Here is a 12,746-nt window from a genome sequence, read left to right on the forward strand (position 1 = left end):
TCCAGCGGCGACCCGATGGTGTTCATTCCGCTGAAAGACGCGCAGCAGGCGCAATTCCTGAAGGACAACGAGGCCATCCTGCAGCAGCGCCGTCGCACCGCGGAAAGCCCGGCGTTCAACCGCCCCGGCGTGCCCGGCCTGCTCGACGCGGTGATCGCCTCGCAGAGCACCAACAACTATGTCAACGCGGTGCTGGTGCGCATCAAGCCCGGCTACACCGCCGAAGAAGTGGCCGCGCCCATCCGTCGCTGGAAGCGGCTGACCGTGTTCACCCGCGCGCAGATGGAAGACATTCTGGTCAACAAGCTCATCGCCACCGCATCCCGACAGATCGGCATGTTCATGGTCATTCTGGCCGTCGTCAGCGCGGCCATCGTCGCCTTCATCATCTACACCCTGACGCTGGGCAAGATCCGCGAAATCGCCGTGCTCAAGCTCATCGGCACGCGCAACCGCACCATCGCCGCGATGATTCTGCAGCAGGCCATCGGCCTCGGGCTGATCGGCTTCGCGGTGGGCAAGATCGCCGCCACGTTCTGGGCGCCGATCTTTCCGAAATACGTGCTGCTCCTGCCGAGCGATTCGGTCAAGGGGCTGCTCGCCGTGGTGGTGATCTGTGCGCTGGCCAGCGTGCTGGCGATCCGCGCCGCGCTCAAGGTCGATCCGGCCGAAGCGATTGGAGGCTGAGATGGCTGAAAAAGGCATCCGCATCGACGGCCTGAAAAAACGCTACGGCAGCGGCGACACTGCGGTGGACGCGCTCAAGGGAGTGACCATGCAGGTCGCGCCGGGCGAAGTGGTCGGCCTGGTCGGGCCGTCCGGCTCGGGCAAGAGCACCTTGCTCAAATGTCTGGGCGCGGTGATTGAACCCACCGCCGGGCGCATGACCCTGGGCGATGAAGTCATCTACGACGACGGCTGGAAAACCCGCGACCTGCGCGCGCTGCGCCGCGACAAGATCGGCTTCGTGTTCCAGGCGCCTTACCTCATTCCGTTTCTCGACGTCACCGACAACGTCGCCCTGTTGCCCATGCTGGCCGGGCGACCCAACGCCGAGGCCCGCGCCCGCGCGCTGGAACTGCTCACCGCGCTCGATGTGCAGCACCGCGCCAAGGCCATGCCAGTGCAGCTCTCAGGCGGCGAACAGCAGCGCGTGTCCATCGCCCGCGGGCTGGTCAATCATCCGCCCGTCATCCTCGCCGACGAACCCACCGCACCACTCGACAGCGTCCGCGCGCTGGCCGTTATCCGCATCCTCAACGACATGGCGCAGCGCTACCAGACCGCCGTCATCGTCGTCACCCACGACGAAAAAATCATCCCCACCTTCAAGCGTATCTATCACATCCGCGACGGCGTGACCCACGAGGAAGTCGGCGAAGGTCGCGGTTTTGACTGAACCGCAAAGAGAGGAGAAGCCACATGTTGAAAAGCCTGCCTGCAGACGTGCGCCCCTATCGCCGCACCCCCGAGTTCACCGAATCCACGATACCGAAGGGGCTGCTCAAGGAACACACCACCAAACCCGGGGTATGGGGCGTGATCCACGTCACCCAGGGCTTGCTCGAATACCGCATCCTTGCGCCCGCGCCCGAGCGGCGCCTGCTCACGCCCGACAAGCCCGGCATCGTCGAGCCGACCGTACCGCATGAAGTGGCGCCCATCGGTCCGGTGCGCTTTTACGTCGAGTTTCATGCCAAGCCTGATAAGGCTCAACCTCCAGCCGAAAGCCTGACATGACGACTGCACCCTCCCCTCGCCAGACGCTGCAGCTCTGGCTGCTCATCATCTGCACTTCCTCGCTGGCAGGCTGCGCTGCCGGGCCTGATTTCAAAGCGCCGACAGTCCCGAAAACAGCGTCTTACACCATCGGCAAACTGCCCGCACGCACAGCCTCCGCGCCAGGCGAGCTGGGTGGCGCACAGCACTTCATCTCAGACCATGCCGTGGCCGCAAATTGGTGGAAACAATTCGCTTCGCCCAAGCTAGACGCCTTGATCGCCAGCGCGCTGACACACAGCCCGACCCTCGCGGCGGCGCAGGCTACGCTGCGACAGGCGCGCGAAACCTATGCCGCGCAAAGCGGCTCCACGCTTTATCCGCAGGTCAGCGCCACGCTCGGTGCGCAAACCTTGCAGAACAACAGCGCTGCGATGGGGCTACCCGGCGGCGAGCGGCGCTACGACTTGTACAACGCAGGGGTTGGGGTGAGCTACGTCTTTGATCTTTCCGGCGGCAACCGTCGCGCGCTGGAAGCACTGGCGGCACAGACCGAATGGCGGCGTTACCAGCTCGATTCTGCTCAACTCAGCCTCGCTGGGGAAGTAGTCGCCACGGCCGTGAAGCAGGCGCTGCTGGCGGCTCAGATCGACGCACTGCAGCAAATTCTGGCAGCGCAGCAGGAGCAGTTTGAAATCACCCGCGCACGCGAACGCCTGGGCGTGGCCACTGCCTCGGACATCGCCACGCTGCAAACCCAGATGGAACAAACCCACGCCAGCATCGCCCCGCTGCGCAACGGCGCCGACCAGGCGGCCCATCTGCTGGCCGTGCTCAGCGGCCAGCCGCCCGGCTCGGCGACAAATCCGCGCTTCACCTTGGCCGACTTCACCCTGCCCGCCGATTTACCGCTGAGTCTGCCGTCTGATCTGGTGCGTCAGCGGCCCGACATCCTCGCCGCCGAGGCCTTGCTGCACGCCGCCAGCGCGCAGATCGGCGTGACGGTGTCCAAACAATACCCGCAGCTCACCCTGAGTGCGAACATGGGCAGCCAGGCGCTGACCGCGGCCAGCCTGTTCGGCAGTGGTTCATTGATCTGGGGAGTGGCCGGGCAGCTGGCCCAGCCGTTGTTCAAACCCGGGCTGAAGGCCGAGGCGCGCGCCGCCGAGGCCGGCTTTGATGCCGCAGCCGCCAACTACCGCGAGACCGTGCTGCAAGGCCTGCGGCAGGTGGCCGATGTGCTGCGCTCGCTTGAACACGACGCCCAGGCCTTGCAGGCACAGAGCGCGGCCGAAGCCTCCGCGCGAACTTCGCTGCAACTGGTGGAACAGCAATACGCGCTGGGCGCTGCCAACGCGCTGCAACTGCTCACCGCGCAGCAACAGCTACAGCAGACCCGCATCGGCCTGATCGCCGCTCAGGCTGCGCGTCTGAACGACACCGCCCTGCTCTATCAGGCGCTGGGCGGCGGCTTGCAGACGCAGGCGGCGCTTACTTCTTCCCCGGTTTGATGTCGGCGAAGTACATCGCCACTTCGTCGATATCGTTGTTGCTCAGGGGCTTGGCCATCGGCCCCATGACGTCATTGGGACGCTTGCCGTCGCGGAATTCCCTGAGCGTCTGAACAAGATAGTCTTTGTTCTGGCCCGCCAGATTGGGATAGGTCGGCAGAATGGCATGGCCATCGACGCCGTGGCAGGCAAAGCACACGCCGAACTTGGCGCCGATCGCGGCCGACGGTGCGGCCTGGGCCATGCCGACGGTGAACAAAACACCTGCGACGGTCAGAGAGAGAGATTTCAAAAGAGTCATGATGGAGAGTTCCAGATTCAGGGGCGCGCATCAAAGGATGTTGCGCACATAGGCCCACACGCCAATGGCAAAGAACACGACCAGCCAGGTGAAGTTGATCCACACCGCGGTATCGCCCAGGCGCGAGACCGTGCCGTCTGCCGTATAGAGCCCTTTGACCTTGCCAGCCTTCCACAGCATGGTGGAATAAAACGTGACCAGCGAGCCGCCAACAAAGATGAAGGTCGCGAAGAACCAGATCACCGCGCCCCACTCGTAGTGCGGTTTGGAATTCAGGTCGTAGTGGAACGGCGCCAGATAAGCCACCCGCAGCGCCTCACGATCGACCGAGATGATCAGCGCCATCAAGGCGTAGAGCGCCATGGCCGAATACGCCTGCAGCGCCGAACCGCGCACCGGCACCTGACGGGCATACAGCGCCACCCCCACAATCAGCACCAGGGTCAGCCAGAACAGCGGCTGGGTGAACACCTGCATATACGACGGCAGACCCAGCGCCCAGAACACGCCCGTGACAAGCTGCAACGCCACTCCCCAGTACGTGGTCTTCACACCGATGCGGTGCGCCAATTCGAGATAGTCGGTCGGCACGTCTTCGCGGGTGCGGAAGTAACGCGCATAGCCCAGCAAAAACACCCCGGTCATGGTCAGCGACATGACCATGAAAAAGCCGAAACGCCACAGATCGAAGGCATGAATGCCCATGCCGTTCATCACCGGCACGCCGTGCGGTGCGTACCACTGCATCCACTTCTGCGGAAACAGCCCCTGATACGACAGCACATGCATGATGAAGCCGTCGAACACCAGAATCGACAGGGCCGCAGTCGCCCACCATACGGTCGTGTCGGGCGCTTGGGCAATATGCGAAACGTCGTGGTTCTTGAAATAGAACACGAACCACAGGGTATAACCGATGCCCAGGCTGAAGATGAAAAAGATCACCCAGAACGCCGACAGCACGTTGCTGGTGTACCAGGACGGGTCGTAGATCGTCTGCGTGAACAGCAAGGGCGCCACGCCCAGTACGATGGCCATCGACACGGCCACCTTGGCCACCCCGGTCATCGCCACCGACAGCCGCGCCCAGGCGGGTTGATGACGGCGCATGAAGGCGATGATGGCCAGCAGGCCCGAGCCCAGCGCCAGGTTGACGAAAGCGATGTGGAACGACCACGTCAGCACGTTGAGATACTGGAAAATCCAAGCAGGCGCGGGCAGACCGGCCGGGTCCTGCAAGGCGTGCAGCATGGCGGAAACGGAAGCGTTATCCATGATGTCAGTCCTTTGCTTTGGTGGGTTGCTGATCAGCGGCTTGCGCCACGGCGGTGCGCAGCGGGGCCGCAACGGGCGCACGAGCGATCAGATGGCCTTCGGCGTTCACCGTGCCGGCATTGACTGCGGCCAGGAAGGTGGCGAGCGCCTTTTGCTCGTCACCGGGCAGATCGATCTTGGGCATGTAAGGCACGGTGCCGTGCGCCAGCGGCCCGGCGAGGAAGCCCTGGATCATGGCCACGTCCGTCGTGCCGTGCAGCAGCTTGGGCAACGGGCGCAGCGGGCCGTCTTTGTTGATCGAGTGACAGTTGGCGCACGACATCACCGCCAGCAGCCGCCCGGCTTCCATCTGGTTTTGCGGCGTGATCACCCGCAGATCGGCCGGCACGAAGGCCGCTGTCTTCAGCAGCCCCTCTTTGGCGATGATGGGCACTTCATCCTTGATGCCCAGACCCGGAACATCCCGGCCGATGATCTGGTTGGAATACATATACTGCCCCGCCACCCAGGGTTTGCGTATGCTTTCCCGAGTGCGCTCTTCCGGCCAGATGCCGGCCACCAAAAGAATGACCACCATGGCCGCCGCCATGGGCACACGCACCGCCTGCGGCTTGAGATAGACCCACAGCAGGTAGAGGCCGATCAACAAGGACGTGACGGCCAGGGGCACGAAAGTCGTGACGCGAAAATCGACGTAGCCGAACCAGTGCGGCAGGCGATCCTTGAGCATGATCAGCGCGTTCGGCGGCAGCGTGGCGACGTACCACATGAACGACAGCGCGCCGCCCACCAGACCGATGATGCCGAGTTTGGCTACCGTCTGCCCCACGTCGCGCCGCAGCGGATTCCCTTTGGGAATGGCCGCCACGATGATGGTGCCCACCACAGCCGCCGACGTCAGCATCAGGAAGCCCCGGTCGGCCAACTGAGCCGCGAAGTTGAGGTTGTAGAAGGCATCGAACACCGAGCCGGTGAGATACCAGCGATCATTGCCCGGCCACATCATGAACGACAGAATGCCCACGATCAGCACCAGCGTGGCGATGGAGCTCACCACAAAAGTCCAGGTGATTTTCAGGTGGGTCTTGGGGTCGATCTTGCCGATGGTGTAGACCAGCGCGTACACCCCGATCACTTCTACGGTGAAGAAAATCCACTCCGTCGCCCAGACCCAGACGAAGTTGTGGATCAGCGCCGAGATGCCACGCGGGCTGGCCACAGTGACCGAATACCAGATGCCAGGGCCGGTGACCGAGCCCCAGATGTACGAAAACACCAGCAGGAACATGCCGTACTTCTTGATGTACTGCATGATCTCGGGCTTGTTCTCGCGAACCGACCGACTCTCCAGCATGGCAAACAGCACGGCGGCGCCGACCGAGGTATTGGAGGCCAGCACGTGTATCGTGCCGATGATCCCCATCACCCAGGCTGTGCCGATTTGAGGCACGTACCACGAGGGGTAAATGCCGAGCAACTCAGACATACAAACTCCTTCAAGCAATGTGTCGACGGTGGATCGCGGTCTTGTTGCCGCTGCCCGTCCGGTCTATATCCGTGCATCAGTATTCGCTGATATAGATCAGGGAACAAGATGACAAAACGTCGCTGGGAAAACCCTGAATACCCGCCTTGGCGTCCGTCGCTACTTCGCACGCGACGGTTCACCGCATCTAGGTTAAGGCCTCAGCGCCGCACCATCCTGATGCGAGCAGGACGAAGCCTAGACGGGTTGCGTGCTGTGGCGGCGACCGCACAAAACGGGCGTTTGATCTATGTCAATTGGAAAAGCGGAGCGGCGGGAATTTCAACCGCGACTCGCTGCGCCAACTCGTTTTTGCCGTACCGATCAACGAAACCTGCGGCGCTTTGCCGCACAACTTCTTTTTTTGTGTCGGATCAATAGACAATCTGATACATCTGATTACATTCATGTTTCAGCCCTGCCTTTTGCAGGAAATGACCCACTGGAGATTGCCATGCTGACTTCCACCCAACAACACTTCAAACGCACCGCCCTGATCGCCGCGCTGGTACTTGGCTTCGTTGCGCCGATGCAGTTCGCCCAAGCCGAACGCCCCGCCTACAACCTGGGCGAGCCTGTCGTCGCGCTGGTTCCCATCATCAAACAGCACGAAAAAGCGCTCAAGCTCGATGCCGCCCAACAAGAACAGTTTGCCCAATGGCTCAAGACCGCACCTGCCAAACGCATGGCCGCGGAAGACAAGCTGGCCAACACCCGCCTGCAACTGCGCACTGCGCTGTTGGATGGCATGGGCGACACCCCCGAGCGCCAAGCCCTGATCGAAGACATCGGCAAGCAGGAAGCCGCGCTGGCGGCCATGCGCGCGGGCTGCGTGGACAAGATGCGCGCCCTGCTGAACGCCGAGCAGTTCAAGGAAGTGGTCGCGTTGTACAAAGCCTCGCTGCATAAAAAGCACGCGGCAAAGTAAGAAGCCCGGCTGCCACTTTTTTTAGTGCAGCGCCTTGTACAGCGTGTGGGCGAGTTCGCGCGAGATGCCGTCCACCGTCATCAGGTCGTCTTCGCTGGCGGCCTCTACGCCTCGAATGCCGCCAAACCGCGCCAGCAGCTTGGCGCGGCGCTTGGGGCCGATGCCGGGAATATCCTCAAGCCGCGAACCGCCCGTGCGCACCTTGGCGCGTGCGGCGCGCATGCCGGTGATGGCAAAGCGGTGCGCCTCGTCGCGAATCTGCGCCACCAGCATGAGGGCGGCGCTATCGGCGGGCAGGGTGAGCTTGGCGCGGCCGTCGGCGAACACCAATTCCTCCAGGCCGACCTTGCGGCCCTCGCCTTTTTCCACGCCAACGATCACGCTGAGATCCAGACCGAGTTCGGTGAACACCTCGCGCGCCATCGTCACCTGCCCGCGACCGCCATCGACCAGCACCAGATCGGGCAGACGCGCGTCGCTGGGTGTCTCGCCGTCTGTTGCGGGCGCCCCTTCTTGAGCCAGCGCCTCGGCCACGCGCTTGTAGCGCCGGGTGAGCACCTGGCGCATCGCGGCGTAGTCGTCACCCGGCGTGATGTCGTTGATGCGAAACCGCCGGTACTGCGCCGGCTGCATCGCATGTTCGGCGTACACCACGCAAGACGCCTGCGTGGCCTCGCCTGCGGTATGGCTGATGTCGAAGCATTCCGCGCGCAAGCCTTCGGCCTGTTCGGCGTCCAAGCCCAAGACCTGCGCCAAAGCGAAGCTGCGCTCGCGCTGCGAGCCTTCTTCCGCGAGCAAGCGCGTCAGCGCGATCTGCGCGCCTTTTTGCGCCATCTCCAGCCAATCGCGCCGCTGGCCGCGCGGCTGCGTGACCTGCTGCATGCGATGCCCGGCATGTTCGCCCAGGGCATCGAGCAATTCCGGCTCGACGGGCAGGTCGCACACCAGAACCGGCGGCGGCGCCATCTGCAGGTAATGCTGCGCGACAAAAGCCTGCAGCACCCGCTGCGCTGCCTGGCCGGGAACGCCCTGTTCGGCAGCGATGCCATCCGCCAGATCGTCGCCCAGTTCCAACGCCGCCTGAACCTGGCTGGGGAAATAGGCCCGGTCGCCCAGATGCCGACCGCCGCGCACCATGGCGAGGTTGACGCAGGCCCGACCTCCCTTGAGCGCCACGGCCAGAATGTCCACGTCTTCGGCGCTGCCCACTTCCATGCTTTGCTGCTGCAGCACGCCAGAAAGCGCAGCGATCTGGTCGCGCAGCACCGCGGCCTCCTCGAAACGCAGCGCGTCGGAGAGCGACTGCATCTGCAACTGCAGATCGCCCATCACCACCCCATGATCGCCGCGTAGAAAGCGCACCGCATGCTGCACGTCGCGCGCATAGTCTGCCGCGCTGATCTTGCTCACGCAGGGCGCCGTGCAGCGGTGAATCTGGTGCAGCAGGCAGGGCCGACTGCGGTTGGAAAACACCGTGTCCTCGCAAGTGCGCAACTGAAACACCTTCTGCAGCACCGCGATGCTTTCCTTCACCGACCAGGCGTTTGGGTAGGGGCCGAAGTACTGCTGTTTGCGGTCAGTCGCACCGCGGTAATACGCCACGCGCGGGTATTCGTGCGCCGTGGTGATCTGCAAATACGGGTAAGACTTGTCGTCGCGAAACAGAATGTTGTAACGCGGATGCTGCGTCTTGATCAGGTTGTTTTCGAGCAGCAGCGCCTCGGCTTCAGTGCGGGTGACCGTGGTGTCGAGCCGATGGATGCGCGACACCATCAGCCCGATGCGCGTGCCGCCGTGATCTTTCTGGAAGTAGCTCGACACGCGCTTGCGCAGATCGCGCGCCTTGCCCACATAAAGCAAACCGCCATCGGCCGCGAAATAGCGATAGACCCCGGGCAAATGCGGCAACGCCGCAACCTGCGCCAGCAGCGCCGCGCTGTGCTCCGGTTGGGGCGAATCGGATGCCATGATGCTCAGTTCAGAAGTTGCAAGGCCCGCTCGAACACCGCGCGAAACATCGGAGCGGTCAAGCGGCCGGTGTTCTGGTTGTAGCGGCTGCAGTGGTAGCTGTCGATCAGGATGTAGTCGCCCATGCGATGCTCGGCGGCATGGGCAAAGCGGGCCGAGGAGGCTTTGCGCCCCAGCGCCATGAGCACCGCATCGTGCGCCACCCGGCCCAGAGCGACGATCACCTGCAGATTCGGCATGGCCATAATCTCTGCGGCGATGAATCGATTGCAGGTGCGAATCTCCGCGGGCAAGGGCTTGTTTTCAGGCGGCAGACATTTCACCGCGTTGCTGATGCGGCAGCCGTGCAGTTGCAGGCCGTCGTCGGCCCGCAGCGTCGAGGGGTGATCGCCGATCCGCACAGGTACAGGCCGCGAGGCCAGACCCAGTTCGGTGAGCGTGCCGAACAGCAGCGGCCCGGCGCCATCTCCCGTGAACGGGCGCCCCGAGGCATTGGCCCCCTTCAAGCCTGGCGCCAGGCCCGCGATGAGCAGCGGCGCATCCAGCGGCCCCAAAGGCGGCACCGGCAGACAGGCAAAATCGGGATGATCTTGTTTGACTTGGTGTAAAAAGGCCGCTAGTCGTGGGCACAGACGACAATGCGGATCATAAAAAGACAGTGAGATTGAGAGCGGTGCGTCGTCACCTTGCATATTCATGAAAGTCCAACATCGGTGGGATTTGTTTTGCCATGTCGTCGACAACCTCGGCGATATCGGCGTGACTTGGCGACTTGCCCGGCAACTCGCCGCGGAGCACCAGCAACAGGTGCGATTATTCCTGGACGACTTCAAGGCGTTCGCCCATATTGCGCCGCAGGTTCAGCTTCGTGCTGCGGAGCAGACCCTGGCCGGAGTGCAGATTGTGCCTTGGGCCCGGCAGTCCCAGGCCACGCCGGGCGATGTGGTCATCGAAATGTTCGGCAGCCACCTGAGCGACGCCTACATTGCGCAGATCGGCAAGGCCTCGCCTCCTCCCGTCTGGCTGAACCTCGAACACCTCAGCGCAGAAAAGTGGGTCGATCTGCATCACCTCAAGCCTTCGCCGCAAAGCGGTGGGCTGATGAAGTATTTCTACTACCCCGGCTTCTCCGACAAATCCGGCGGGCTGCTGCGCGAATCCAGCCTGATCTCGCAGCGCGACAACTGGCAGATGCAGCCCTCGGCCAAACGCATCGCCCTGCGTGCCCTCGGCTTGCCGCCCCCGCCCGACCATGCGCTCACCGTGCTGCTGTTCAGCTATGCCCGCCAGCGGCTCGATGGCTGGCTGCACACCATGGCTGCTTCCGAGCGTCCGGTGGCGCTCTGGGTCTGTCCCGGCCAGGTGATGACGGCCATCAACACCTGGCTGGACATGACGCTGCAAACCGGCCAGATCACCTCGCGCGGCAGCCTCACCATCTACGCCCTGCCCTACATCCCGCAGCAACGCTTCGACGAACTGCTCTGGGCGGCCGACGTCTGCATCGTGCGGGGAGAAGATTCCTTCGTCCGCGCGCAATGGGCGGCCAAGCCCTTCATCTGGCACATCTACCCGCAAGAAGACAGCGCCCACGACCGCAAGCTCGATGCCTTCCTCGATCTCTACCTCAATGAAGCCGACAGCGAACTGCGCGACACCGTGGTGCATTTCTGGACCGCCTGGAACCGGGGCCTCGACCTGGCGCCCGCCTGGCTGGAGTTTGTGAGCAGCCTGCCCACCTTGCAGCGCCATGCGCTCAAATGGTCGCGCAGCCTGCAAACCCAAGCTGATCTGGCCAGCCAACTGGTCGATGAAGTGCAGCAGCTCGCCAGCAATCGGCCCTCTCTTGCACCCGCCCGGTAGAATAAGCGTTTATTTGAAACCCCACAGACTGTTCAATGAAGATCGCACAAGAAATCCGCGCCGGTAATGTCATCATGGTTGGCGACAACCCGATGGTGGTGCAAAAGACCGAATACAGCCGCGGTGGCCGCAATGCCGCCACGGTGAAAATGAAACTGAAGAACCTGCTCACCAGCGGCGGCACCGAAGTGGTTTACAAGGCCGACGACAAGCTCGACCCGGTCACGCTGGAGCGCAAAGAGTGCACTTACTCCTACTTCGCCGACCCGATGTACGTCTTCATGGACACGGACTACAACCAGTACGAAGTTGAAAAAGACAATATGGGCGACAGCCTGAACTACCTCGAAGACGGCATGTCCGTCGAAGTGGTGTTCTACGACGGCAAGGCCATCTCCGTCGACATGCCCACCACCGTGGTGCGCGAGATCATCTACACCGAACCCGCCATCAAGGGCGACACTTCCGGCAAGGTGCTCAAACCCGCCAAACTCGCCACCGGCTATGAAGTGCCCGTCCCCATTTTTGTCGCCACCGGCGACAAGATCGAGATCGACACCCGCACCGGCGAATACCGCAGCCGCGTCTGACGCCAGATCGAGCCGATCAGCTCACACTGACAAAGCCGCCCTTGGGCGGCTTCGTTGTTTCAACCCAGCCCTTCTTAGGAAGAGAACCGCTGACACCAGCCGTTCGGATAGATGGTTCCCGCAACCAGTCGGCAAGACCCGCTGGCCGTGGCCGATGAGCCCGGAATGAAGTAGGCGCAGTTGCTGCACTGCTGGCCACTGTGCGGCATGTCCTGATAGTGCACGGCCGCCTTGCTCAGCATGCCGTCGTCGGCCTGTGCCGGCACAATGGCCGCAGCGCCGACCACCGCGAGCAGCAGGCCGCCTCGGCGCAACAGACTGCGCCGTTGGGGGTTGGTCAGGGAAAGTGGCGATTTCGGGTTATGCATGAGTGATCTCCTGTGACGCGATACCGAAGCGGAGGCCCGCGAGCCTCCGCAAAACCAGACGACCCTGCGCCTTATTGATGGACGACGTGAGGCTCCATCGGCGCCAGAATCGCCAACAACTGGTTCTGCAGCCCCAGGGGCACGTGATTGCTGTCCATGGACTTCTGCAGATCTTCGACCAAGGCATTGAAATCGGCCGTGCTCAGATTCATGCCTTTGTGCGCCTGCCGCATATTCAGCCCGGTGTACTTACACGGGCCGCCGGTGCCTTCACAGACCTGAGTGACCAGTTCCATCTGCAGATGCGCAATATTGGTCTTGGCGAAGAAATGGTTGATGCGATTGTCTGCGGCGACGTTGACAATCATGTCGTGCACGACCTTGGTGATGGCCGGTTTGCCGCCGAGTTGTTCATACAGCGTCTGACCTGAGGTCATCTGAGCATGCGCCAGCGCCGGAAATGCCAGCGCGCAGGTCAACGCGACGCCGCCGAGATGGCGTGCCATAGGGAAAGATTGCAGTTTCATGGATGTTTCTCCTGAGAGGGTTGGGAATCAGAACGTGCCGTTGAGCGAGAGATAGAAGCCCTTGTTGCTGGCCTGGAACGGCAAGGGGCCCAGGTCGGCATAGGCCGCGGTCAGCGACAGGCTCTTGTTCGGGAAGTAGGCGATGAACACGTCTTTCATCGTGCCGGGCGA

15 protein-coding genes are annotated in these 12,746 nt (G+C 62.7%); 7 read left to right on the forward strand and 8 right to left on the reverse strand.

All coding sequences use genetic code 11. The features are described from left to right. The 4 genes from AC2VLV_RS06625 to AC2VLV_RS06640 all read left to right on the forward strand — a co-directional run. Positions 1 to 687, forward strand: a 687-nt coding sequence (locus AC2VLV_RS06625; protein ID WP_486989220.1) for an ABC transporter permease, incomplete at its 5' end; no start/stop codon positions are given. A 1-nt stretch (position 688) separates the two neighbouring features. Continuing rightward, on the forward strand, positions 689 to 1,399 hold the full coding sequence (locus AC2VLV_RS06630) for an ABC transporter ATP-binding protein (RefSeq protein WP_486989221.1): 711 nt from the start codon (positions 689 to 691) through the stop codon (positions 1,397 to 1,399). A gap of 23 nt (positions 1,400 to 1,422) precedes the next feature. Continuing rightward, positions 1,423 to 1,740, forward strand: a complete 318-nt coding sequence (locus AC2VLV_RS06635; RefSeq protein WP_486989222.1) for a TehB family protein — start codon at positions 1,423 to 1,425, stop codon at positions 1,738 to 1,740. After that, a complete protein-coding gene (locus AC2VLV_RS06640; RefSeq protein WP_486989223.1) occupies positions 1,737 to 3,230 on the forward strand; it encodes an efflux transporter outer membrane subunit in 1,494 nt (497 codons plus the stop codon). The genes AC2VLV_RS06635 and AC2VLV_RS06640 overlap by 4 nt, the downstream gene beginning before the upstream one ends. On the opposite strand, the gene AC2VLV_RS06645 is transcribed toward AC2VLV_RS06640, so the two are convergent. From AC2VLV_RS06645 to AC2VLV_RS06655, 3 genes are read right to left on the reverse strand one after another with little or no spacing between them, the layout of a single operon-like run. Beyond that, positions 3,211 to 3,531 (reverse strand): c-type cytochrome, encoded by a 321-nt coding sequence (locus AC2VLV_RS06645; RefSeq protein WP_486989224.1) that lies wholly within the window; start codon positions 3,529 to 3,531, stop codon positions 3,211 to 3,213. The two genes, AC2VLV_RS06640 and AC2VLV_RS06645, sit on opposite strands and share 20 nt — an antisense overlap. 30 nt (positions 3,532 to 3,561) lie before the next feature. Continuing rightward, entirely contained in the window at positions 3,562 to 4,806 is a 1,245-nt protein-coding gene (locus tag AC2VLV_RS06650; protein ID WP_486989225.1) for a hypothetical protein, read from the reverse strand. A gap of 4 nt (positions 4,807 to 4,810) precedes the next feature. Beyond that, positions 4,811 to 6,292 carry a cytochrome ubiquinol oxidase subunit I gene (locus AC2VLV_RS06655; protein WP_486989226.1) on the reverse strand — a complete coding sequence of 494 codons (1,482 nt, stop codon included), beginning with the start codon at positions 6,290 to 6,292 and terminating at the stop codon, positions 4,811 to 4,813. Between the two features lie 493 nt (positions 6,293 to 6,785). Between AC2VLV_RS06655 and AC2VLV_RS06660 the strand changes: the two genes are divergently transcribed. Beyond that, on the forward strand, positions 6,786 to 7,259 hold the full coding sequence (locus tag AC2VLV_RS06660; RefSeq protein WP_486989227.1) for a hypothetical protein: 474 nt from the start codon (positions 6,786 to 6,788) through the stop codon (positions 7,257 to 7,259). A 21-nt stretch (positions 7,260 to 7,280) separates the two neighbouring features. Here the strand turns inward: AC2VLV_RS06660 and uvrC are convergent, their stop codons facing one another. Both uvrC and AC2VLV_RS06670 read right to left on the reverse strand, forming a co-directional pair. Next, a complete protein-coding gene (gene uvrC, locus AC2VLV_RS06665; RefSeq protein WP_486989228.1) occupies positions 7,281 to 9,227 on the reverse strand; it encodes an excinuclease ABC subunit UvrC in 1,947 nt (648 codons plus the stop codon). A gap of 5 nt (positions 9,228 to 9,232) precedes the next feature. After that, a complete protein-coding gene (locus tag AC2VLV_RS06670) occupies positions 9,233 to 9,790 on the reverse strand; it encodes a uracil-DNA glycosylase (protein ID WP_486989229.1) in 558 nt (185 codons plus the stop codon). Between the two features lie 133 nt (positions 9,791 to 9,923). Between AC2VLV_RS06670 and earP the strand changes: the two genes are divergently transcribed. Both earP and efp read left to right on the forward strand, forming a co-directional pair. Beyond that, a complete protein-coding gene (gene earP, locus AC2VLV_RS06675) occupies positions 9,924 to 11,090 on the forward strand; it encodes an elongation factor P maturation arginine rhamnosyltransferase EarP (RefSeq protein ID WP_486989230.1) in 1,167 nt (388 codons plus the stop codon). A gap of 35 nt (positions 11,091 to 11,125) precedes the next feature. Further along, entirely contained in the window at positions 11,126 to 11,680 is a 555-nt protein-coding gene (gene efp, locus AC2VLV_RS06680; protein ID WP_486989231.1) for an elongation factor P, read from the forward strand. Positions 11,681 to 11,754: 74 nt separating this feature from the next. Here the strand turns inward: efp and AC2VLV_RS06685 are convergent, their stop codons facing one another. The 3 genes from AC2VLV_RS06685 to AC2VLV_RS06695 form a co-directional block, all read right to left on the reverse strand. Continuing rightward, positions 11,755 to 12,048 carry a high-potential iron-sulfur protein gene (locus AC2VLV_RS06685; protein WP_486989232.1) on the reverse strand — a complete coding sequence of 98 codons (294 nt, stop codon included), beginning with the start codon at positions 12,046 to 12,048 and terminating at the stop codon, positions 11,755 to 11,757. A 71-nt stretch (positions 12,049 to 12,119) separates the two neighbouring features. After that, positions 12,120 to 12,575 (reverse strand): group I truncated hemoglobin, encoded by a 456-nt coding sequence (locus AC2VLV_RS06690; RefSeq protein WP_486989233.1) that lies wholly within the window; start codon positions 12,573 to 12,575, stop codon positions 12,120 to 12,122. Positions 12,576 to 12,602: 27 nt separating this feature from the next. Next, the gene (locus tag AC2VLV_RS06695) at positions 12,603 to 12,734 is read right to left on the reverse strand and encodes a DUF3034 family protein (RefSeq protein WP_486989234.1); all 132 of its coding nucleotides are present in this window, start codon (positions 12,732 to 12,734) and stop codon (positions 12,603 to 12,605) included. Positions 12,735 to 12,746: the final 12 nt, after the last annotated feature.

Source organism: Thiomonas sp. TH-17 (genome assembly GCF_057473305.1).